Annotated in this window: 24 protein-coding genes and 1 other RNA gene; all 25 read right to left on the bottom strand. The window is 24.7% G+C overall.

Annotated elements, in window-relative coordinates; all coding sequences use genetic code 11:
• Window position 1 precedes the first annotated feature (1 nt).
• On the bottom strand, window positions 2-943 hold the full coding sequence (miaA, locus tag RWJ08_RS00945; RefSeq protein WP_281703420.1) for a tRNA (adenosine(37)-N6)-dimethylallyltransferase MiaA: 942 nt from the start codon (window positions 941-943) through the stop codon (window positions 2-4).
• A 2-nt stretch (window positions 944-945) separates the two neighbouring features.
• The gene (gene mutL, locus RWJ08_RS00950) at window positions 946-2,796 is read right to left on the bottom strand and encodes a DNA mismatch repair endonuclease MutL (protein ID WP_313960776.1); all 1,851 of its coding nucleotides are present in this window, start codon (window positions 2,794-2,796) and stop codon (window positions 946-948) included.
• A gap of 13 nt (window positions 2,797-2,809) precedes the next feature.
• Window positions 2,810-5,395, bottom strand: a complete 2,586-nt coding sequence (gene mutS / locus RWJ08_RS00955; protein WP_313960777.1) for a DNA mismatch repair protein MutS — start codon at window positions 5,393-5,395, stop codon at window positions 2,810-2,812.
• 12 nt (window positions 5,396-5,407) lie between these two features.
• A complete protein-coding gene (gene miaB / locus RWJ08_RS00960; protein ID WP_313960778.1) occupies window positions 5,408-6,724 on the bottom strand; it encodes a tRNA (N6-isopentenyl adenosine(37)-C2)-methylthiotransferase MiaB in 1,317 nt (438 codons plus the stop codon).
• Window positions 6,725-6,735: 11 nt separating this feature from the next.
• Window positions 6,736-7,203 carry an SsrA-binding protein SmpB gene (gene smpB, locus RWJ08_RS00965; RefSeq protein ID WP_004833402.1) on the bottom strand — a complete coding sequence of 156 codons (468 nt, stop codon included), beginning with the start codon at window positions 7,201-7,203 and terminating at the stop codon, window positions 6,736-6,738.
• 4 nt (window positions 7,204-7,207) lie between these two features.
• Window positions 7,208-9,301 carry a ribonuclease R gene (rnr, locus tag RWJ08_RS00970; RefSeq protein ID WP_313960779.1) on the bottom strand — a complete coding sequence of 698 codons (2,094 nt, stop codon included), beginning with the start codon at window positions 9,299-9,301 and terminating at the stop codon, window positions 7,208-7,210.
• A 62-nt stretch (window positions 9,302-9,363) separates the two neighbouring features.
• Window positions 9,364-9,696, bottom strand: an RNA gene (rnpB, locus tag RWJ08_RS00975) — RNase P RNA component class A.
• A gap of 6 nt (window positions 9,697-9,702) precedes the next feature.
• Window positions 9,703-10,482: a Nif3-like dinuclear metal center hexameric protein gene (locus tag RWJ08_RS00980; RefSeq protein WP_313960780.1), complete on the bottom strand. Its 780-nt coding sequence runs from the start codon at window positions 10,480-10,482 to the stop codon at window positions 9,703-9,705.
• The gene (locus RWJ08_RS00985; protein ID WP_313960781.1) at window positions 10,472-11,152 is read right to left on the bottom strand and encodes a class I SAM-dependent methyltransferase; all 681 of its coding nucleotides are present in this window, start codon (window positions 11,150-11,152) and stop codon (window positions 10,472-10,474) included. Before RWJ08_RS00985 ends, RWJ08_RS00980 begins: the two co-directional genes overlap by 11 nt.
• Window positions 11,153-11,156: 4 nt before the next feature.
• Entirely contained in the window at window positions 11,157-12,305 is a 1,149-nt protein-coding gene (gene rpoD / locus RWJ08_RS00990; RefSeq protein WP_009732753.1) for an RNA polymerase sigma factor RpoD, read from the bottom strand.
• On the bottom strand, window positions 12,298-14,109 hold the full coding sequence (gene dnaG / locus RWJ08_RS00995; protein WP_313960782.1) for a DNA primase: 1,812 nt from the start codon (window positions 14,107-14,109) through the stop codon (window positions 12,298-12,300). The genes rpoD and dnaG overlap by 8 nt, the downstream gene beginning before the upstream one ends.
• A gap of 5 nt (window positions 14,110-14,114) precedes the next feature.
• On the bottom strand, window positions 14,115-14,813 hold the full coding sequence (locus tag RWJ08_RS01000) for a DNA recombination protein RecO (protein ID WP_313960783.1): 699 nt from the start codon (window positions 14,811-14,813) through the stop codon (window positions 14,115-14,117).
• Window positions 14,794-15,690: a GTPase Era gene (gene era / locus RWJ08_RS01005; protein ID WP_313960784.1), complete on the bottom strand. Its 897-nt coding sequence runs from the start codon at window positions 15,688-15,690 to the stop codon at window positions 14,794-14,796. Before era ends, RWJ08_RS01000 begins: the two co-directional genes overlap by 20 nt.
• A gap of 1 nt (window position 15,691) precedes the next feature.
• Window positions 15,692-16,087 carry a cytidine deaminase gene (gene cdd, locus RWJ08_RS01010; RefSeq protein ID WP_009372513.1) on the bottom strand — a complete coding sequence of 132 codons (396 nt, stop codon included), beginning with the start codon at window positions 16,085-16,087 and terminating at the stop codon, window positions 15,692-15,694.
• Window positions 16,088-16,459, bottom strand: a complete 372-nt coding sequence (locus RWJ08_RS01015; protein WP_293440860.1) for a diacylglycerol kinase — start codon at window positions 16,457-16,459, stop codon at window positions 16,088-16,090.
• Window positions 16,443-16,913 carry an rRNA maturation RNase YbeY gene (gene ybeY, locus RWJ08_RS01020; protein WP_009372721.1) on the bottom strand — a complete coding sequence of 157 codons (471 nt, stop codon included), beginning with the start codon at window positions 16,911-16,913 and terminating at the stop codon, window positions 16,443-16,445. Before ybeY ends, RWJ08_RS01015 begins: the two co-directional genes overlap by 17 nt.
• Window positions 16,913-17,881: a PhoH family protein gene (locus RWJ08_RS01025; protein ID WP_293440865.1), complete on the bottom strand. Its 969-nt coding sequence runs from the start codon at window positions 17,879-17,881 to the stop codon at window positions 16,913-16,915. The genes ybeY and RWJ08_RS01025 overlap by 1 nt, the downstream gene beginning before the upstream one ends.
• A 12-nt stretch (window positions 17,882-17,893) precedes the next feature.
• Window positions 17,894-18,367 (bottom strand): hypothetical protein, encoded by a 474-nt coding sequence (locus RWJ08_RS01030; RefSeq protein ID WP_009354249.1) that lies wholly within the window; start codon window positions 18,365-18,367, stop codon window positions 17,894-17,896.
• Complete coding sequence (coaD, locus tag RWJ08_RS01035) at window positions 18,367-18,846, bottom strand: pantetheine-phosphate adenylyltransferase (protein ID WP_293440869.1); 480 nt, start codon at window positions 18,844-18,846, stop codon at window positions 18,367-18,369. The genes RWJ08_RS01030 and coaD overlap by 1 nt, the downstream gene beginning before the upstream one ends.
• A 5-nt stretch (window positions 18,847-18,851) precedes the next feature.
• Window positions 18,852-19,391: a 16S rRNA (guanine(966)-N(2))-methyltransferase RsmD gene (gene rsmD / locus RWJ08_RS01040; RefSeq protein ID WP_293440871.1), complete on the bottom strand. Its 540-nt coding sequence runs from the start codon at window positions 19,389-19,391 to the stop codon at window positions 18,852-18,854.
• 406 nt (window positions 19,392-19,797) lie between these two features.
• Entirely contained in the window at window positions 19,798-20,217 is a 420-nt protein-coding gene (locus RWJ08_RS01045) for a hypothetical protein (RefSeq protein WP_313960785.1), read from the bottom strand.
• Window positions 20,218-20,288: 71 nt separating this feature from the next.
• Window positions 20,289-20,513: a 30S ribosomal protein S18 gene (gene rpsR / locus RWJ08_RS01050; protein WP_004833472.1), complete on the bottom strand. Its 225-nt coding sequence runs from the start codon at window positions 20,511-20,513 to the stop codon at window positions 20,289-20,291.
• 20 nt (window positions 20,514-20,533) lie between these two features.
• Entirely contained in the window at window positions 20,534-20,986 is a 453-nt protein-coding gene (locus tag RWJ08_RS01055; protein WP_009372453.1) for a single-stranded DNA-binding protein, read from the bottom strand.
• A 12-nt stretch (window positions 20,987-20,998) separates the two neighbouring features.
• Entirely contained in the window at window positions 20,999-21,283 is a 285-nt protein-coding gene (gene rpsF / locus RWJ08_RS01060; RefSeq protein WP_009372299.1) for a 30S ribosomal protein S6, read from the bottom strand.
• A gap of 133 nt (window positions 21,284-21,416) precedes the next feature.
• Window positions 21,417-22,658 (bottom strand): phosphoribosylamine--glycine ligase, encoded by a 1,242-nt coding sequence (purD, locus tag RWJ08_RS01065; RefSeq protein ID WP_293440881.1) that lies wholly within the window; start codon window positions 22,656-22,658, stop codon window positions 21,417-21,419.
• Between the last annotated feature and the right edge of the window lie 9 nt (window positions 22,659-22,667).

The following is a 22,667-nucleotide window of genomic DNA, read 5'->3' on the forward strand; positions in this document are numbered from 1 at the left end:
TTTATAATTCTCCTTTAGTTAAAAAATCTTTTACTAATTTTTTAGATTTAAATAGAACTTCATCATATCCATTTTCAACATCAATCCAATGTATATTTTCATTCCTATTAAACCAAGTAAATTGTCTTTTAGCGTATTTTCTTGAATTTTGTTTTATATTATCAATACAAGATTCCAGAGTAATTTCTCTCTTAAAATATGGAATAAACTCTTTGTATCCAATAGCAGTAAATGGTTGTGAATACTCGCCATATTTTTTATATAGACTTGATGCTTCTTCAACAAGTCCATTATTAATCATTATATCGACTCTAGAATTTATTTTATCATATAATATTTTTCTATCTAAAGTTAATCCTATTATTAAGTAATCATACTTACAATTATTATTTTCATAATCTTTGCATTGTTTGGAAAATTCTTTTTTTGTATTTACACAAACTTCTATTGCTCTAATTACTCTTTTTATATTGTTTTTATGAATTTTTTCTCTACTTGAATAGTCTAGATATAATAATAAATCATAAAGCAAATTTGCCCCATTTTTTTCGTAAAATTCTGTAATTTGTTCTCTTAGATTATTCGATTCTTCAGATTCAGTAAATTTAAAATCATATAATATAGAATTTACATAAAGTCCTGTTCCTCCTACAAAAATCGGAATGTTATTATGAGAATAAATTTCTTCAATATATTTCTCTGCCATATTTTTATATTCAGAAACATTAAATTTTTGATTTCCATCTAAAATATCAATCATATAATGATTAATTCCACTAACTTCCTCTTCTGTTATCTTAGCAGTTCCTATATTAAATTCTTTATAAATTTGCATAGAATCACAAGATATAATCTCTCCTGAAAAATCTTTTGCTATATCAACGCTTAATTTTGTTTTTCCAACAGATGTAGGGCCAACAATAAATATTATTTTTTTCTTCATTTTTATTCCTTAAAAAATAATTTATCAAAATCTTCTTTAGATATTTTTCTTAATATTTTTTTGTCATAGAAATTTATATCTAGATTTATTTTAGATAACTGTGACAATAATTCTTCTATCTCAAAATCCGTTAAACTTAAATTTATTCGTTTTTTAGAAACCATTTTGTATAATGAGTCCTCAAACACTCTATTATCTTTAAATAACAGTTCATCAATCATTTCTCTAATATCTTCTTTATCTAAATTATCATTTAATAAATTAGGAATTGTCCTTATTGCTATAGAATTTTCATCAAAAATATCAGCTTCTATACCTAAATTTTTCAACTTATCTTTAATAGTATTAAACACACTCAATTTATATTCATTTAATTCCAAAATTATAGGAAATAAAAGTATCTGTTTTGTAATAGTACAATTATTGTAATTATCCAATAAATTTTCATACAACAGTCTATATTTAGCATTTAGTATATCTATAATTATAAACTCATCCTTATCGGACAATAAAATATATTTTGAAAAAATTTTACCTATAATTTCATAATCTAAAATATTTTTTGAAGTTTCAGTATTATCATCAAGTTTTATTTGTTCCAATACTGGAGTATTTTCTACTTTTTCGTCCTCAACAATATAATTTTCAATATTATCTTCTTCATTTATCGTTTTTATATCATCTTTATTTACTTTAAATAAATCATCATAAGAAAACTTATTTACAATATTTTGTGTATTATAATCATCATCATAAATTATAGTTTCAATAATATCTTCTTCTGAAGATTGTTCGTTATTAATCTTTTCTTCGTTGTATAAGATTTTTTCTTTTTGTTCTTCCTTTACAGATATAAAATCACTTGTAGTATTTTTTAGAACAATGTCAGTAATGTTATTATTAAGTAAATTTAGTAACTTGTCTTCAAAAATAAATTTAATCTTTCTTTTATTTGGATGAACATTTATATCTATTAAGCTGGGATTTACTTCGATAAACATTACAAATGCAGGAAACTTTCCTTTTGGTATTAATGTAGCAATTGATTTTTCTATTATATTTCTAATCTTTTCATCAAAAATATATCTTCCATTAACAAATAAAAATTGTGATGCTCTACTACCTTTATAAAAGTGATTATTTGAAATATATCCATAAATCTTATAATCTGAGTCCTCAATATTTACAGAAATTAAATTCTTATAAAAATCATCTTTAAAAATATATTTTATATTATCTTTTAAAGTATTTTTTTCACTTGTTTCGAATACAACTTTCGAATCTTTTATATATTTAAAAGATATTTTTTGATTAGCCAATGCAAAAGAGTACATCAACGTTGTTATGATTGAGTTTTCATATGCATCTGATTTTAAAAATTTCTTTCTAATAGGAACATTGTAAAATAAATCTCTAATGTAAATTGTTGTTCCTAAATTCATCCCTATCTTATTTTTTCTAATAATCTTATTATTTTCAAGATAACAGTGAATTCCGAATTCACTGTTCTTTGTTCTTGTATTAATGTCAACTTTTGAAATTGCAGATATACTAGCTAATGCCTCTCCTCTAAATCCATAAGAAAGAATAGAATATATATCTTCAAAATTATTTAATTTAGATGTAGCGTGTTTGGTAAATGCCAACTCTATATCATCTTCTTCAATTCCACAGCCGTTATCAGAAATCATAATTTCTTTTTTACCGGCATTTTTAATTTCAACCTTAATAAATGTTGCACCTGAATCTATTGAATTTTCAACCAACTCTTTTATTACAGAATAAGGATTTTCTATAACTTCTCCTGCTGCAATTTTTTGAATTGTATCTTCTGACAATAATTTTATAGACATATAAATCTCCTATCTATTCATTATCACTTTTAGATATATTTATTAAATCATTTAATATACCAAAAGCTTCCATTGGGCTTATTTTTTCAATATTTATACTATTTAAATTAGTAATTATTTTATCATTGACCTTAGTTTTTATTACATTTGAACTATCAATAATATCTTTTTCTATTTCAATTTCCTTATTTTCAATGCTATCTAAAATAATTTTTGAACGATTTATAACTTCCATAGGAAGTCCTGCAAGTTTTGCAACTGCTATCCCATAACTCTTATTAGCTCCACCATCCATTATTTTTCTTAAAAAGACTATTTCATCATTTTCTTTATCTTCAATAACTTGAATATGCTTATTTTTTATGCAAGCAAAAGTATGTTCTAAGTCAATTAATTCGTGATAATGTGTAGCAAATAATGTTTTCGATTTTATATTTTTTGTAATATACTCAAGAATTGCCCAAGCGAGACTTAATCCATCAAAAGTTGAAGTTCCTCTTCCAACCTCATCAAGTATAAGTAAACTATTTTTAGTAGCATATCTTAAAATATTATTAACTTCTTTCATTTCTACCATAAAGGTACTTTCTCCTTTATATAGATTATCTGAAGCTCCAATACGAGTAAATATTTTATCTACTATCGAAATATTTGCACTATCAGCAGGTACGAATGAACCAATCTGAGCTAATATAACTATGAGAGCTATCTGTCTTATATAAGTTGATTTTCCACTCATATTAGGCCCTGTTATAATCTGAATTAAATTATCACTTTGTCCAATATTTGTATCATTAGGGATAAATTCATTTATTGAACTTAAAAAACTTTCTATAACAGGATGTCTACCATTTTTTATATCTATTATCCCTTCTGAATTTAAAGTCGGTTTACAATAATTATTTTTAAATGCAACTATTGATAAAGAAAATATAGAATCTATGAATGAAATTATATCTGATAATTTTTGTAATGTTTTAATATTCATTTTTATTGTATTTCTTATTGAAATAAATAATTCATATTCTTTTTCTATAATATCACTTTCAGATCCGAATATCATATTTTCAATAGTTAGAAGCTCATTTGTTTTATACCTATTTGCATTAGTTAAAGTTTGTTTTAATTCAAAATATTCAGGAACTAAGTTTTGATATGATTTTGTAACTTCAAAAAAATAACCTGTTTTCTTATTAAATATTAATCTTAAATTTTTAATTCCGGTAATATTTCTTTGATCAACTTCATATTTAATTAACTTTTGTTTTCCAACTATTTTATTATTTCTTATTAAATCAAGTTCTTCATCATAACCAATCTTTATCAAATTTCCTTCTTTCAATAAAATTCCTACGTCTTCAAGAATAGCTGAATTTATAAGATTATAGATATATTCGGTATCAGGAATATTTAAAGCTATATTAGAAAATAAAGTATTACTATCTAAAAATAATCTTTTAATCTTTGGAACAGCTGATAAAGAATTTTTTAAATGAATTAAATCTCTTGCATTACAATTTCCAAAAGAAATTTTTGAATTTATTCTTTCTATATCAGAAATACTTGCTAATAGTTCTTCTAATTCATTTCTTAAATTAGAGTTTGAAACTAAATCTTCAACCAACGATTGTCTTCTTTGAATTTTTTCTATTTCTAGAAGAGGTTGATCTAACCATTTATTAAGCAATCTAAAACCCATAGGAGTTTTAGTATAATTTATAACTGATAATAAAGATCCATTTATGTCATTACTAAAATTATTTTTTTTAAGTTCCAAATTAATTCTTGAATTAGCATCAATTCTTAGATAATCGCTTAATTTATATAAATTAACTTTTTTAAAATCATTCAATTTAACATTAAATCTGCAAACATATTTATAAAAGTTATCTATTGAAAAAAGTAATATTTTATTACTAAGATTATTAGAATAAAATTCTTCATTATTCTCTCTTAAAGATTTAAAATCTTGATCTATATCTACTTTTGTATAAATAATTCCTAAATTTTTTAATAATTTAACAACACTTTTTTCTAATGATTTTAATATATTTGAATTTATTATAACTTCTGACGGAGTTGTACGAATTACTTCTTCCTCTAAAGCAGTAATTAAATTATCTCTGTTCATTTCAAAAATACTTGTACAGAATATTTCACTGGTTGAAATATCAGAATATGTGATACTTAAATTTGTAGAATCCATATAGATACTCATAATATAATTATTTTTATTAGTAGCTAATTCATCGAATTCATCAATAGTTCCCGGAGTTACTAGTTTAATAACTTCCCTCTTTACAATTCCTTTAGCAAGTTTTGGATCTTGAACTTGTTCACAAATAGCAACTTTAAAACCTTCAGAAACTAACTTATATAAATATTGATTTACAACATGATGTGGAATACCGCACATTGGTGCAGTTTTACCACTGCCACAATCCCTTTTAGTTAATGCTAGATCTAAAATTTTTGAAACTATTTTTGCGTCTTCAAAAAACATTTCATAAAAATCACCTAGTCTATAAAAAATAATACAATCATTATAATTAGATTTAACTTCTAGATATTGTTTCATCATTGGTGTAAAATCGCTCATAATTACTCCTTACTAAACTATCTCTCCTTCAAGTGCAAATGAATTATGTCCAGTTATTTTAACGTTAACTAACTGTCCAATATTTCTTTTTCCACCTTTAAAATGTACTAATTTATATCCTCTTGTTCTACCTGTAAGAATATCTGGATTATTTTTACTAATTCCTTCAACTAATACTTCAAGAGTTTGTCCTAAACATTCTTTGTTTTTTTCATAAAAAATTTTATACATAGAATCTATTAGTCGCTGAAATCTTTCTTGTTTTACTTCGTGTGGTATTTGATTTTGCATTTCAGCAGCTTTTGTACCTTTTCTTATAGAATATAGAAAAGTAAATCCTTGGTCATATTTAACCTTTTCCACCATGCTTAATGTATCTTCAAAATCTTCTTCCGTTTCACCTGGAAATCCAACAATTATATCAGTAGAAAGAGTAATATTAGGTATTTTCTCTTTTAATTTTCTGATTAATTCCAAATAATGTTCTCTAGTATATACTCTATGCATATCCTTTAGTATCTTATTACTACCAGACTGGAATGGTAAATGAATATTTTCACAAACTTTATCCAAATTTGCTATGGCATCTATTAATTCATCAGAACAGTCTTTCGGATGGCTTGTCAAGAATCTAATCCTTTCAATTCCTTCTATCTCATTAACCATTTTTAATAATTCTGGAAATGTCACTTTAGGTCTTAAAGTTTTTCCATATGAATTAACATTTTGTCCTAATAATGTTATTTCTTTATATCCTTTTTTTGCCAATTCTTTTATTTCATTAATTATGCTTTCAGGGGTTCTACTAATTTCTTTTCCCCTAGCATAAGGAACTATACAAAAAGTGCAATAATTATTACAACCTGTCATTATATTTACATAAGCAATAAATGGATGTTCTCTATTTATAGGAGTTTCATCGTCAAGTATATCTTCTTCTTCAATATCTACGACAACTTCTCCTGTACTTCTATGTCTAGAAATAAGAGAAGGCAATCTTGAGATATTTTTCGTCCCAAAAATTATATCCACATGTTTATATTTTGAAATTATAGTAGCTCTTGCATCTCCTGTTTGCATCATACAACCACAAACAGCTATAATCATTTCAGGTTTCTTTCTTTTTAAATTTTTCAAAGCACCAAGTTGTCCATAAACTTTAAGTTCTGCATTTTCTCTGACTAAGCATGTATTATAAATAATAAAATCTGATTTTTCTAAATCATCTTCTTTTGTATACCCTAAAGTTTCTAATAAATATGATATTTTTTCTGAATCATGATGATTCATTTGACAACCATAAGTTATAATTGTATATTTTTTGCTCAAAAAATTCACCTCTATTTATATTTGTTTTTTAATGCATATTGTATCTTTCTCTCGTGTTCTTTTTCAAGCATACTGTCTCTCTTATCATAATTTTTTTTGCCACGAGCGAGTGCAATATCAAGTTTTATCCATCCATTCTTTATGTGAACATCTAAAGGAATTAATGAATATCCTTTTTCTTTTGTTTGTCCAATTAATTTATTAATTTCTCTTTTATTTAAAAGTAATTTTCTTTCTCTTGTGGGTTCTAAATTATATATATTTCCATGATCGTAAGGCGTTATATTCATTCCGAGAATAAAAACTTCTCCATTCTTAATTGAACAATAACTCTCCTTAATAGAAACTTTTCCTTGCCTAATACTTTTAACTTCAGTACCTGATAAAGAAATTCCAACTTCATAGATATCTTCTATAAAATAATCATGTCTTGCTTTTTTATTGCTCGCTATTGTTTTTATAGTCGTTTTATCTCTCATAATATCACCTATTTAAATAAAAATTTATTTCATTAGTTATTTCATTTACTTTTGCAACAATAACTTCTACTCCCATCCCTATATCAAATACATTTTTTCTTCTTCTACCAATAGCGGTTAATGTTTGTCCATCAAATTCATAGTAATCATCCATAATGTCCTCATACTTGACAAGTCCTTCAACAGTATTTTCTAATTGTACAAAAAGTCCAAATGAAGTAACTGAAACGATAATTCCTCTAAAAACTTGACCTATTTTATTTTTCATAAATTCGACTTTTTTGATATCTTCCAACTTTCTTTCTGCATCAATAGCTAATACTTCAGTATCATTTATATGATTAGAAGTTATATCTAAGTAGCTTATATAATTTTTAGGTATTTCAATGTTTGAATGTAAATAATTTTTTAAAGTTCTATGAACAGTTAAATCTGCATATCTTCTTATAGGAGAAGTAAAATGGCAATATAAAAATGTTGCTAATCCAAAATGTATATCAATATTTGGAGAATACCTAGCTTTAGTCATAGATCTTAAAATAGAATAGTTTATAAATTCTGATTGGTTTGTATCTTTAAATTGATCTATTATTTCACTTAAATACTTTGAAGTAATCATATCTATAGGTTTCATTTTTATATTTAAACGATTTAGATGATTTCTTAAGATTTCTAATTTATCTTCTTGTGGTTTAGAATGAATTCTATATATTATAGGGATATCACAATCTCCAAAATGCTTTCCTACTACTTCATTAGCACATATCATAAATGATTCAATTATCCTATTTGCTACTCCATTTTCTTTTTTACTAATATTTTCTACTTTACCATCATTATCAAAAGTAATTGCAATTTCAGGAAAATTAAAGTCTATAGTTCCTCTATTTATTCTTTTATTAGTTAAAATTTCATCTAATTCTTTCATAACTAATAATTTTTCTTTTAAAGTTTCATCATTATAAAAATGCTTTTTACCTTCTAAAAAATTTGTAACATCATTATAAACTAATCTATAATTGCTATTTATAACAGATTCATAAAATTTATATTCTTTAACATTACCATTTTTTCCAATTATCATTTTTACAGTAATAGATAATTTATCAGTATTAGGATTTAAAGAACAAAGATTATTAGAAAGCACTTCAGGTAACATGGGAACAACATAATCAATTAAATATACACTATTACCTCTTTTATAAGCTTCTCTGTCCAACTTACTGTCTTTTTTTACATAATGAGATACATCTGCTATATGAACATATAGTATATAATCATTTCCTTTTTTATCTATAGAAATGGCATCATCAAAGTCCTTTGCGTCAGCTCCATCAATAGTAACCGTAAATAAATTTCTAAAATCTACTCTATTTTTAATTTCTTTTTTTATATCAATTTGTGTTAATTCTTCTAATTCTTTATTAATCTTATTTGAAAATTTATAAGGTATTTCCATATCTTTTAACAATGAAATAATTTGAGTATTTTTATTATTTTTATTTCCTATTACTTCAATAATAACTCCTTCAGGGTTACGCTTCTTATCAGGAAATTCAACTAATTTACACACAACCTTGTCATCAGTTTTTGCTCCGTTTTTGTCACCTTTTTTAATAAAAATATCATAATTACATTTAATATCATCAGGAACCACAAATCCAAAATTTTTATTTTCTGTAAAAGTACCAACAATTAAATTGTTATTTCTATTCAAGACATTTATAACTCTACCTTCAGCTTTCGAGTTTATTCCCTTTTCTTTTATTATTTCTATTTCAACATCATCATTATGATTAGCGTGATTTAATTCCTTTTTGGGAATAAAAACATCATCAATATCATCCTCAGAAATGAAAAATGCATTACCTTTTGTTGTAAAAGAAATTTTCCCTTTTAAGATTTCTTTTTTTTGATAAATACTATATTTATAATCAATTAATGATATTTTTCTGTTATTAACAAGAGAATCTAATAATTTAAAAAATTGCTTTAAATTATTAAATGAAATATTTAAAGCTACAGCTAGTTCTTCCTTTGTTAATGGAATATAATTCTTTTTTTTCATAAAATTTAATAATTGTTTTTCTAAATTCATTAAAATCTCCTTGTATGTAAAAAGTAAAAAAATATAAGGTCATACCTTATATTTAATTATAAATATTAAGCAAAACTATAAGCCGTGTTCTGTATTAGACAATCATCTATCTAGACAAATTGTTGCCAATTTGTTCAAGCAATCTACCTATGAACGTAGCGAGCAACTACAAAAGTTCAATCTTGATCTTGCACCGAATGGGGTTTACATAGCCATATAGTCTCCTATATGCTGGTAAGCTCTTACCTCACCTTTCCACCCTTACCATTATAAATGGCGGTATATCTCTGTTGCACTAGCCTTAGGGTCGCCCCCACTGGACGTTATCCAGCATCCTGCTCTGTGGTGCACGGACTTTCCTCGTGATTATATCACGCGATTGTCTGTTTTACTTAATTTGATTAAAATATATTTCTTTTAAAAATATTATCTCTATAAATTAGCATCTTTAAATTAATATTTTTATTTATCAAAAATTCTTTTAAAGAAATCAAACCTGAAATTTCTGACTCAAAATGACCTAAGTCAATAATATTTAGATTATTTTCTAAAGCTAATTGAATATCGTGATATTTAAAATCTGAACTAATTAATAAATCTACTTTCCTTAAAACTGCATTTTTAATAGAAAATGCACCAGATCCTCCTAATACTGCAACTTTTGAAATACTTTTTTCAATATCACCAAAATATAATAATGGATTTTCGAAATTATTTTTTAGTTTTATAAGATAATTTTTAAATGTATCATTTTCAACGTTTCCAACTATTCCATAACCATAATCCTCTTTATAATCAACAAAAACTTCTTGATTATTTAACAAACATTTATCTGCCAAATATTTGTTTACTCCATTTGGATGAATATCTAAAGGTGTATGTATGGAAATTACATTAATTTTATTATTCATTAATAGTTCAATCTTTTTGTAATATTCAGAATTCACATTTAAATATTGAATTTTTTCAAAAAATAAAGGATGATGTGTTATAATACAATTAATATTATTTGATACCGCATAATTAATTGAATCAATAGTAATATCAAGTGCTATTAAAATTCCTTTAATTTCCGCTTCAAGATTTCCAATCTGGAAACCTGAATTGTCCCAATCTTCTTGTAAATAGAATGAATATTCAGAATCCAATAAATCGATTAAATCACTTACTTTAAAATTCATTTAAAATACCTCTAATTTCATCAATTAAATTAGTAATCTCTATGATTCTTTCATTATTTTTACTTTGTATACTAATTTTATGTTTAATATCTCTATATTTTTTTAATTCATTTTCTAAAAATAATTTCAAATTCTCAGATTTGTTTTTTATAAGTAACTTTCCATATAGGTATTCATAATCATTTCTGTAGTAATCTTTACCTCTTTTTACCTTCAAAATTTGATAATATTTTCTATTTTCTAGTACATCATCTTCTTTTTCTATAACAAAATTATTATGCAATAAAAACATTCTAAGAATATCCAATGAATTATTTGGAGATAAAATTAAGCTATTTGCAGATTTTGCAACATTTAAATTTTTTTCTAAAATTTCTTTAATTAGAATTCCACCCATACCAGATACAATTATTGTATCTACTTCAAATTCAACAATGGAATCTAAACCATCAGATACTCTAGTTTCAATATTTACAATATTGCTATTATATATTAGTTTTTGTTCTAATTTCTCTAAGGAGTTTTTACTAATATCAGTTGCAATAATTTTTTTTGATATATTATTTTTGGATAATTCTATAGGTATTATTCCATGATCAGTTCCTATATCTGCAACAATTGAATTTTCATCAACTAAATTGCAAATTTTTTTTAATCTTAAACTAGTCATATATCTATTCCAAGAAATCTTTTAATTTTTGGCTTCTACTTGGATGTTTTAATTTTCTAAGTGCTTTAGCCTCAATCTGTCTTATTCTTTCTCTAGTAACCTCAAATTCTTTCCCAACCTCTTCTAAAGTTCTAGGTGTACCATCATTAAGTCCAAATCTGAGTTCTAAAACTTTTTTCTCTCTATCTGAAAGAGTACTTAAAACTTGATTTAATTGTTCTTTTAACATAGAAAAATTTGCTGCTTCATCTGGAGCAATGGCCGTTTCATCTTCAATAAAATCTCCCAAATGACTATCATCTTCTTCCCCTATAGGAGTTTCTAAACTTACAGGTTCCTGAGCAATTTTTCTTATTTCATTTACCTTTTCGACTTCAATTCCCATATGTTCAGAAATTTCTTCGTTTGTTGGTTCTCTTCCAAGTTCTTGAACTAATTGTCTTTCAATTCTAACTAATTTATTTATAGTTTCAACCATATGAACTGGGATTCTTATAGTTCTAGCTTGATCTGCTATAGATCTAGTAATTGCTTGTCTTATCCACCAAGTAGCATAAGTACTAAATTTAAAACCTCTTCTAAAATCAAATTTTTCAACTGCTTTCATTAGACCCATATTTCCCTCTTGAATCAAGTCTAAAAATTGCATTCCTCTTCCAACATATCTTTTAGCTATACTCACTACAAGCCTTAAGTTTGTTTCTGCTAATTTTTTCTTAGCTTCAATATCTCCAGCTTCCATATTTTCTGCTAAAATTCTTTCTTCATCAGCACTTAATAAAGGTATTTTTCCAATTTCTTTTAAATACATTTTAACAGGATCATCAATATTAAAACCCTTTAAGTCAGAAAAATCTTCTAATTTAATTTCTTCATCTTCAGGATCTTCTTTTTCATCTTCTAAATCAATTAAATCATCAGTAATTTCAAGATCCTCCAAGTTTTCGCTTTCATCAATAAACTCTACTTGATTATCAGCTAATTTTGCTTTTATTTCTTCAATATCATCAATATCTATTAAATTAAATAAATCTAAAGATTCAAGATACTTGTTATTAACAAAACCACCATGTTCATTAGCATATTTTGTAAGTTCCTCTATTATTAGAATTTTTACCTCATCATATTCAATATCATTTAATTTATTATTCATGATGAACCCCTTTCTCAATATTTTTAAGATTCCTGTTTAGCTCCATTAACTTTTCGATATTATAATTCAAATTTGATATAACGTCTTTATTAGTTTTATCCATTTGTTTCAATTTTTCAATATTCAAAGTTGTTTTTCTAATCTCAAAATTTAAAATAGTTATATCAAGTAATCTATTATAATCTAATGTTGATAATTTTATCTTTTCATTATAACACTTAACTATATATTCAACAATTTTTAAGTTATTAATACTATTCTTAAATTCATCAATTAATGCTGATGGAACGGTTATAGTATTATTCTCAGCATTATTTTTAACATAACAAAAGATATCAAACAAATCAGAATTCTTAGATAATTTTTCCAATTTACCAATGATCTTCAGTACATTATTTTCACATCTCATTAATAGTATGATACCCAATATTAAAACTTTTTTGTCAGAATTTAATAATAAATGCTCTGTTTTATAATTTATTTCAACTTCTTCATCCTTTTTTTCAACTACTTTTTCTTTTTTATCATAGTTTAAAAAATCTTCTTTAAGCGAATTACTATCTAACCCAAATTCATTAGAAATTTTATTTATATATAAATCTCTTAGTATATTAGTATCAATCTTAACTAAAAAGTCTAATATTGAATCGTAAAAAATTGAATTATCAGTAATTGAATTAGAATTTTTTTTGTTTTTTTTCAATATTTCATAGTTAAAACTATTAATATCATATGGAGATTCTAAAAGCTTATTAAATTCATTCAATCCATATTTTTTTATATAATCATCTGGATCTAATTTATCTGGAAGCATAATTATATTAGGTTTTACAGAAATTTCATTAAATACGAAATTTGTTTTTTCTGTTGCACTTATGCCTGCATTATCACCATCATAACATAAATATACATTATTTCTAAAATATCTTTTAATAAGTCTTGCTTGACTTTCAGTAAATGCCGTTCCAAGTCCTGCAACAACGTAATTTATACCACTTTGATACAAAGATATTACATCCATATATCCTTCAACAATTAAGACTTTATTTCTAATATTATTTTCGATTATTTTATCAAGAGCATATATATTATCTCCTTTTTTAAATACAACACTTTCAGGAGAATTTAAATATTTAGCACTATCATCTACAATAGTTCTTCCACCAAAACCTATAATTTTTTTGCTTGTATTTAAAATAGGAAACATAATCCTATTCCTAAACCTATCAATATAATCACCAGTTTTAGTTTTTATTATCAATCCTAACTCTTCAGCAATTTTAATATCCATTTTTTTTAGTTTTAATTCATTATAAAAAGATTTCCAATTTTCATCTGCATAGCCAATAAAAAAAAGATTAATTGATTTTTGATTAATACCTCTTTTTGATAAATATTGTTTAGGAATAGAATTTTCCATCATACTTTTATAATAAAACCTAGCTGCAAATTCGTTTATTTCATAATATTTATCAAAGTTTATTTTATTACTAACATTAAAAGAGTTTTCATATTCTAATTCAATCCCAAACTTTTCAGCTAACTTTTTTAGAGTACTAACATAATCCAATGAATCTATTTCCATAATAAAGGAAATACTATCACCATGTTTACCACATCCAAAGCAATGAAAAGTATTTGTTTCTGGATAAAGAAAAAAAGAAGGTGTTTTCTCACTATGAAAAGGACAATTTCCCATATAGTACCTTCCACTTTTTTTTAAGGATACATAGTCACTAACAACTGATATAATATCCGATTTTTCTTTAATTTCTTCAATTTTTTCCTTTTTTATATAAGACATTTCTATCACCTTATGTTAAAACTTTTCAATTGATATATGTTAAAATTTAAGCATAATGCATTTATTAATATTCCAAGAATTCTTGAAAAATTCATGTTAATATTATTTAAAACAATATTTTCTAATTTTTTAGAATTATAAAGAAAATAAATATAATTATATTCATTTTCATCAATTATATAATTGTACTTATAATTATATTTTAGACTTGAATTTATAATTAATTCTGAAATATCAAAATTGTAATTTTTTATATTTTTATCGCAATCAAATAATATATGATATCCATTAAAAATCAAATATTTAAGAATAAAATAACTTAATATTATTTTATAATCTATTTGCTTAGTTATTAACACCTCTTTTATTAGATTATAAACTTCTGTATTTTTAAATTCAGATACAGTAGTCTTTAAAATAATTTCTGAAAGAATGTTCAAAAATAATATATGTTCCTTAGATTTAAAAGAAATAAATTCTAACAACTCATATTCATTACAATAGAAAAATTCGTTTCTGTAATTTAATTTAAAACTATAATTAGAGTACATAGATAAATACATTTCAATATTTTTTGTATAAATTGAAATAAGTCCAAACTCATCAGTATATACTCTAAATATTTTAGCATTATTTAAATAGGTATTTTCTGAAATAACGAAGCCATTTATATTACCATAAATACTATTTTCTAAAATATCCAAATTCTTTCACCTTAAATGATTTGTTTCTCCAATCGTCATCTATTTTAACAAAAAGTTTTAAATTAACTTTTGAATCTAAAAACTTTTCTATATCTAACCTAGCAGACTTTCCAATTTTTAATATCATATCTCCATTTTTACCAATTACCATACCTTTGTGAGATTTTTTCTCAACACAAATTATTGCGTCAATATCAATAATAGGTTTATTTTTTCTTATAGAAAATTTTTCAATTAATATATTAATCCCATGAGGAATTTCATCTCTTAAGAAATTAAGAGCTTTTTCTCTTATTATCTCACTTACTATTTCTCTTTCAGATTGGTCAGTAATCATGTCATCTGAATAATATTTAGGACCATAGGGTAAATATGATTTTATACTATCTATTAAATTATATACATTAGTTCCTTCATAAGCGGATATTGGAATAATTTTTTCAAACAAATTCATATCTTCATATTTTGAAAAAAGTTTAGAAATCTCGTCAACATTTAATGTATCTATTTTATTAATAATACATAATTTTGGAAGATTTATCTTCTTTAGCATATCTATTATTAAATTATCCAATTCTCCTATTTCAAAATTAACATCAACCATATATAGAATTAAATCTACATCCTTAAGAGAACTTCTAGCTTCTTTAAGCATAAATTCTCCCAATTTATTTTTTGGATTTTGAATACCGGGAGTATCCAGAAATATAATTTGAGAATCTAAAGAATTATATATTAATTTTAAATTAGACCTAGTAGTTTGTGGTTTGTTAGATATAATCGAAATTTTCTCTCCAATTATTCTATTTAATAATGTTGATTTACCAACATTTGATCTACCAACAATTGTAACAAATCCTGATTTTATATCATCCATATTACAAATCCTCTGGTCCAAAACTATAAGGTAAAATTTCTGAAAATTTTACTATCTTATATTCTTGTTCATTTTTTATTATAATTATCTCACAATCATTAGAACAAAATTCTCTTATAACTTGTCTACAGACTCCACAAGGATATGTTAAAGAATTTTCTTTCCCAACAACTGCTATTTTTGTAATCATTTTCTCTCCATCATATATTGCTTTAAATATAGCTACTCTTTCTGCACAAACTGTAGGGGTATACGATGCATTTTCTATATTACATCCTCCATATAATTTACCTGAATCAGTTAATACACAAGCTCCTACTTTAAAATTTGAATATGGTGTATAAGCTTTTTTTTGACTATCTAAAGCACAATCTATCATTTTTTCATAAATATTCATTTAACCACCAATTATAACTAATATTTTTGGAACAAATATTAAATAACCAACTATTACAGAAATAAAAGCTGAAACTAAAACTGCTCCTGATGCCATATCCTTTATAATTTTAACCTTAAAATTATAATTTTTACATAAAAAATCCATAATATTTTCAATGATAGTATTAATAATTTCTAAAGTCAAAACAACTGCTATCATAATCAATATTACAGATAATTCAACATAAGATAAATTTAAAGTTAAAGAACTCAACAATACTAACAAAGAAAATACAATATGAAATCTAAAATTCCTCTCTGTTTTAAAAATATATATTATTCCTCTGAAAGCACAAAGAAAACTTTCAAAAAAATTAGAATTCTTCTTCATTTTTAAAAACTTCCATCAATTTCATAGTCTCTTTTTCCTTATTTCTCATAACTAATTTGTCTGATTCTTCAATGTGGTCATACCCAAGTAAATGAAAGACCGAATGACAAACTAGATATAATATCTCTCTATCAATACTATGACCAAACATTTTTGCTTGTTCTATAGATTTTTCTGTGGAAATAATAATATCTCCTAAAATATAAGGCATTCCTTCTTCTGAAAATTCAAAATCCATCGGAAAAGAAAGCACATCCGTTTCTTTATCAATATTCCTAAACTCAAGATTTATATTTTTTATTTCTTCATTTGTAACAAATGATATAGAAACTTCAATGTTATTCATTTCAATTTTTTCAACTTTTAAAGCTGTTTCAATACATTCAACTATTTTTTCTTTGAGATTTTCAGACACATCAAAAGCATCTTGTCTATTATCAAAAAGAACATTCATTATTTTTTCTCCACTAAATTATCTTCATATTTAGTATAAGCATCAATTATTTTCATAACAATACTATGTCTTACAACATCAGAACTATCAAAATAATTAAAATTTATTCCATTAATATTATTCAAGATTTTACTTACTGAAACAAGACCTGAATTTTTTCTTCTTCCTAAGTCAATCTGAGTAATATCCCCAGTAATAACAGCCTTAGACTCAAATCCTATTCTGGTTAAAAACATCTTCATTTGTTCATTCGTAGCGTTTTGAGCTTCATCAAGAATTATAAATGCATCATCCAATGTTCTTCCTCTCATATAAGCCAAGGGTGCCACTTCAATAATACCTTTTTCTTTTAGTCTAAGAAAATTATCATATCCTAAAATATTATACAATGAGTCATACAAAGGTCTTAAATATGGATCAATTTTTTCTTGTAAATCGCCAGGTAAAAATCCTAAATTTTCCCCAGCTTCAACTGCCGGTCTTGTTAAAATAATTTTTGATACAGAATTATTCTTTAAAGCTTTAGCAGCCATTGCAATAGCTAAAAAAGTTTTTCCAGTTCCTGCTGGGCCTATACCAAAAGTAATTATGTTCTCTTCTATTGCAGATATATATTTCCTTTGACCTAAAGTTTTAGGCTTAATAGGTTTTAACTTTGCATTTATACATATAACATAATCTAACCAATCTTTTAGAATTTCCTTATTTTCACTTTTTACTTTCTCAATTACATAAGAAATTTTTTGCTTATCCATACTTTCCGATGATTTATCTTTAACTAAAAACTCAATGGTCCTAATACATAATAAAACCATTTTTTCTTCTCCAGTTATAGATAAACCTTCATCACTATTTTTTATAGAAACGTCAAATTTTTTAGAAATAAAATCTATATTAGAATCTAAATTTCCAAATAAATTTCTAATATCTTCAATATCTAAAATTAAATTTTCAGTAACTTTATTCATTATTTCTCCAATTTATTTTCTAATTTCACTTCTGTTATTATCTAAAACTGTTATTATATCTCTTAATTTCTCTTGAGTTTTAGATAAAACATCATCAACATAAGTATTAGTTTGCATTTTAATAGTTTTTGCATTTTGTTCGGCATTTAATAAAATATCATTTGCTTTACTTTCGGCAGCTACAACAACATCACTTTCGTTAATCATTTGTTGACATTTTAATTCAGCAGCTGTTTTTATATTAGATGCTTCTTTATTTGCTTGTTCTAAAATTTGATTTGCATCTTTTGTAGCATCATTTAAAATCCTATCTTTTTCAACATTAACCCATTCTGCTTGTTTAATTTCTTCAGGAATATTTTCTCTCATTTCTTTTAAAATGAAAAACAAAGCCTCTGAATCAACCATAACTTTCTTTGAAAAAGGTAAACTTGAACTTTCTTCCACCAAATCTTCAATACGATCAATTAATTCTAAAATTTCCATTATCCATTCCTCCTAAATTTTTTATTTAATATATCTAAAACAATCTTATCTACATATGGTTCAATATTTCCACCATTAAAGAATATATCTTTAACAACACTTGAACTAATATGTTCTTCTGAAGATTCAGAAAAGAATAAAATTGTTTGCACCCCACAAAGCTCTTGATTTACTTTAGCATTAATCTTCTCAGATTCAAAATCTAAAGTGTTTCTAACACCCCTTACAATAATATTGACATCATTATGCATAATATAATCGCTCAATAACCCGCAATAAACATCAACACTAACATTTGTATATTCCATAAATACATTTGAGATAACATCTTTTCTTTCTTCAAGTGATAAAAGAGGTTTTTTATTTATATTATTTAAAATTACAACATTTATAGAGCCAAAAATATCTAAGGCTTTTAAAATAATTTTTTTATGTCCAATAGTTAAAGGATCTAAACTACCCGGAAAAACTACTTTCATTTATATTATTTCCTTTCTAGAAATATTACTCTTATCTTAGAGTATTTTTTTTCTTTTATTGGAATAAAATTTTTTATTATTATGTTTTTATCCGTCTCTAATATAATTATTCCATTTTCATTTAAAATATTATTATCCCATATAAATTCCAATGTATTTTCAATATAATTATTTTTATATGGAGGATCTAGGAAAATATAATCAAATTTTAAGTTATTTTTGAAAAAATATTTTAAACATTCCATATAATCATTTTTTATAATAACTGATTTTTCTACAAAATTAGTACTTTCTATATTTTTTTTAGTAACTTTAATACTATCATTTGAAAAATCACAAAAATATACTTTTTTGGCTCCTCTACTAATAAATTCTATGCCAATAGCACCACTACCACAAAATAAATCTAAAACTATTGAATTTTCATCTATTTCTGATAGAATATTAAAAATAGACTCCTTAATTTTATCAGTAGTTGGTCTTACTCTATAATCTATAGGCGATAATAATTTTAATCCTCTCTTTTCACCCGATATAATTCTCATTTTTTTACCTTAATAATAATATTTTTAGTTATAATATTTGTAAAAGAAAAAATATAATCTACTCAAATATATTCATAATAAATTGTATCATAAAACTATTAAATTATCAATATTTTATTCAAAATTTAAATTAACATTTAATATTTTAGAAATAATGTTATACAAATAAAATTATAACATACTATTTATTAATATACTTAATCTGGAATATTATGTCTAAAAAATTTTTTATAACAGGAATTTAATTAAAATTTTAGTAAATATTAGTATAATTTTATAAAATCAAAATTACATTATATAAAAAAGGAAACAATCAAAAACTACTTGATTTTGCGATTGTTTCGCTAATAACTAAGCAAATTGTTAATATTAATACCATATATTACACTCAGTTAAAAATGAATATTTAAAAATTATAATATTTAAATGCTAATATCAAAAATGAAACTCCACTTAAAGATAATGCGAATCCTAATCCAGAATAGAAAAATTCAAAGAAAAAATTCGGTAAAAATCCACTAAATCTTAATGCTATTCCAAAAGTCATCATAAAAAACATTAAAATATAACTTGATTTATCAAAAAACTCCCAAATTTTCATTTGTTCTCTTTTATCATTTAAAATCCTATTTTTATGTTTATGTACATATTTAGAAAATATCATTATATAAAATATTAAAAATATTGCTATTGCACCTAGAAACCCAAATATAAACATTTTATCATCATTTATTAAAAATGGTATTCCAACATTCATAACCATTATTCCAGCAAATAGCCATAATAATCCAGCAAAAATAAATAAATTTCTTTTTTTAGTATTCATACTATCTCCTAATAATTTAAAAAGCTATTATCAAACTAAAAAAGGGAGATTTCTCTCCCGTTAGTTACAAACTATTCTGCACTATATGGTAATAATGCAACTTGTCTAGCTTTTTTAATAGCTGCTGTGATTTCTCTTTGTTGTTTAGCAGTAGCACCAGTCACTCTTCTTGGTAAAATCTTACCTCTTTCACTAATAAATTTTTTTAGAGTATTTACATCTTTATAATCAAGTGGTTTACTGTTATCTGAGAAATATGCAACAACTTTTTTTCTTGGTCTAAATTTTCTTTGCATATTGTTATCTCCTTTAAAAATTAAAATGGAATTTCTTCATCTGATGCATCTTGAAAAGGTAAATCAAATCCGTCATCCATTCCTGTATCAAATGAACCAAATCCTTGTGTTGCAGCAGGTTTTTGAGCTCTATCACCCCAGTCAATAAACTGAACTCTTTCAGCCCAAACTTCTGTGACAAATCTTCTAGTTCCATCTTGAGCAGTATAACTTCCAGATTGAAGTCTTCCTTGAATTGCTACATTTCTACCTTTTTGCAAATATTTTTGGCAATTTTCAGCTTGTTTGCCCCAAACAACTATATTTATAAAATCAGCTGTTTGTTGACCTTTAGCTTCTAATTCTTGTTTTTTTTCTTTAGACATTCCCTTATCTACTGCAATGGTAAATCTAGCATAACTACTACTAGATGTCTGAGTATATCTTAATTCGGGATCCTTGATTAATCTACCTATTAAAATTACACTATTCATAAAGTTCCTCCACTAAGCTTCTTGCTTAACAACCATATATCTAATGATAGCATCAGATATTCTTGATCTTCTTTCTACTTCTGCAACTACTTCAGCTGCTGCTTCAAAATTAACTATGATATAATATCCTTCTTTAATGTAGTTAATTTCATAAGCAAGTTTTCTATTTCCCCATTCATTAATTTCAGTAATACTACCATTAGCTTCTATAGCAGATTTAATCTTATCAAAAGCTTGATTTCTTACTTCATCCTCTAGATTTGGTTTAAAAATAAAAACCCCTTCATATTTTCTCATTATATTCACCTCCTTATGGTCTCTGGCTCTTTTTATTGAGCAAGGATTTACTGATATATTATATCACACAAAAAAATATATGTAAAGTTTTTATGTAAAAAATTACATACACTTCACTTAGATTTATAGAATATTACATTTTTCCAATATCTTTTCTATATTGTTTTGTTTCAAATGATATTTTTTCAATATTTCTATAAACTTTTTCTCTGATTTCATCATAGCTGTTACCAAGTGCTGTAATAGATAAAACTCTACCTCCATCTGTCAATATTTTATTTCCATTAATCTTAGTATTATTATGATAAATATAGATATCCTTATCAACAGAATCTATGCCTGTTATTTCTTTTCCTTTTTCATAATTTTTAGGGTAACCTCTGGAAGTTAAAATAACTGTTAGGCATTTTTCTTTTTTCCACTTTAAATCTTCTCTTTCTAAACTACCATCTAAAGATTTTTCTATAGCTAAGAGTAAATCACTTTCCATTCTAGGTAAAACTACTTCCGTTTCAGGATCTCCAAATCTTACATTAAATTCTAATACTTTAGCATCTTCATCTATCATAAATCCAATAAAAAGCACGCCAGAATATTCTAAATTCTCTTTTTTTAATCCATTTGAAATTTTATCTAAAATTTTTTCAATTTGTAATTTTAATTCTTCATTAAATAACTCACTTGGCGAATAACAGCCTACGCCTCCTGTATTTTCACCTTCATCATTATCAAAAATTCTCTTATAGTCTCTTGCACTTTCCATAGGAATTAAATTTCCTTTAGACACAAAACAAAGTAAAGAAGCTTCTTTTCCTTTTAAAAATTCTTCAATAACAACTGTAGTCCCTTCTTTTCCAAAAATTTTATCTTCAAAAAGTTCTTTAAAATATTCTGAAACGTCTTCTTCGGTATTACAAATTCTAACACCTTTTCCTGCACAAAGTCCATCAGCCTTTATAACTATTGGATACGAAAAATTTTCAATAGCTTTTTTTCCTTCTTCTATCGATTTTATAGTTTCATATTTTGCAGTTGGAACATCATATTTTTTCATAAATTCTTTTGCGAAGTCTTTACTACCCTCAAGTCTTGCACTTTTTTTGTCCGCTCCAAAAACTCGTATATTACTACCCTTAAAAAAATCAACAATACCTTCACAAAGCGGAGCTTCTGGTCCTATAACTACTAAATCAATATTATTGTTCTTTGAAAACTCAAAAATTTCTTCGTTACTATTCAATTCGACATTTTTAGCATATCTAAGAGTTCCTGCATTACCCTTTGAACAAAAGAGTTCAGTACATTTATTACTTTCAGATATTTTTTTACAAATAGCGTCTTCTCTTCCACCATTACCAATAACTAAAACTTTCATAACTTCCTC

This window comes from uncultured Parvimonas sp., assembly GCF_963524015.1.
GTDB lineage: Bacteria > Bacillota > Clostridia > Tissierellales > Peptoniphilaceae > Parvimonas.

Excerpts from the sequence above, each read along its gene's own strand:
- dnaG (WP_313960782.1), bottom strand. The coding sequence starts at position 14,109 with ATGTCTTATATAAAAAAGGAAAAAATTGAAGAAATTAAAGAAAAATCG.
- RWJ08_RS01030 (WP_009354249.1), bottom strand. The coding sequence starts at position 18,367 with ATGGAAATTTTAGAATTAATTGATCGTATTGAAGATTTGGTGGAAGAA.
- coaD (WP_293440869.1), bottom strand. The coding sequence starts at position 18,846 with ATGAAAGTAGTTTTTCCGGGTAGTTTAGATCCTTTAACTATTGGACAT.
- smpB (WP_004833402.1), bottom strand. The coding sequence starts at position 7,203 with ATGAGAGATAAAACGACTATAAAAACAATAGCGAGCAATAAAAAAGCA.
- RWJ08_RS01045 (WP_313960785.1), bottom strand. The coding sequence starts at position 20,217 with ATGAATACTAAAAAAAGAAATTTATTTATTTTTGCTGGATTATTATGG.
- RWJ08_RS00985 (WP_313960781.1), bottom strand. The coding sequence starts at position 11,152 with ATGACTAGTTTAAGATTAAAAAAAATTTGCAATTTAGTTGATGAAAAT.
- RWJ08_RS01015 (WP_293440860.1), bottom strand. The coding sequence starts at position 16,459 with ATGAAGAAGAATTCTAATTTTTTTGAAAGTTTTCTTTGTGCTTTCAGA.
- mutL (WP_313960776.1), bottom strand. The coding sequence starts at position 2,796 with ATGTCTATAAAATTATTGTCAGAAGATACAATTCAAAAAATTGCAGCA.
- cdd (WP_009372513.1), bottom strand. The coding sequence starts at position 16,087 with ATGAATATTTATGAAAAAATGATAGATTGTGCTTTAGATAGTCAAAAA.
- purD (WP_293440881.1), bottom strand. The coding sequence starts at position 22,658 with ATGAAAGTTTTAGTTATTGGTAATGGTGGAAGAGAAGACGCTATTTGT.
- rnr (WP_313960779.1), bottom strand. The coding sequence starts at position 9,301 with ATGAATTTAGAAAAACAATTATTAAATTTTATGAAAAAAAAGAATTAT.
- rpoD (WP_009732753.1), bottom strand. The coding sequence starts at position 12,305 with ATGAATAATAAATTAAATGATATTGAATATGATGAGGTAAAAATTCTA.
- rsmD (WP_293440871.1), bottom strand. The coding sequence starts at position 19,391 with ATGAGAATTATATCGGGTGAAAAGAGAGGATTAAAATTATTATCGCCT.
- mutS (WP_313960777.1), bottom strand. The coding sequence starts at position 5,395 with ATGAGCGATTTTACACCAATGATGAAACAATATCTAGAAGTTAAATCT.
- miaA (WP_281703420.1), bottom strand. The coding sequence starts at position 943 with ATGAAGAAAAAAATAATATTTATTGTTGGCCCTACATCTGTTGGAAAA.
- rpsR (WP_004833472.1), bottom strand. The coding sequence starts at position 20,513 with ATGCAAAGAAAATTTAGACCAAGAAAAAAAGTTGTTGCATATTTCTCA.
- era (WP_313960784.1), bottom strand. The coding sequence starts at position 15,690 with ATGGATGATATAAAATCAGGATTTGTTACAATTGTTGGTAGATCAAAT.
- RWJ08_RS00980 (WP_313960780.1), bottom strand. The coding sequence starts at position 10,482 with ATGAATTTTAAAGTAAGTGATTTAATCGATTTATTGGATTCTGAATAT.
- rpsF (WP_009372299.1), bottom strand. The coding sequence starts at position 21,283 with ATGAGAAAATATGAAGGGGTTTTTATTTTTAAACCAAATCTAGAGGAT.
- ybeY (WP_009372721.1), bottom strand. The coding sequence starts at position 16,913 with ATGAATGTTCTTTTTGATAATAGACAAGATGCTTTTGATGTGTCTGAA.
- RWJ08_RS01055 (WP_009372453.1), bottom strand. The coding sequence starts at position 20,986 with ATGAATAGTGTAATTTTAATAGGTAGATTAATCAAGGATCCCGAATTA.
- RWJ08_RS01025 (WP_293440865.1), bottom strand. The coding sequence starts at position 17,881 with ATGAATAAAGTTACTGAAAATTTAATTTTAGATATTGAAGATATTAGA.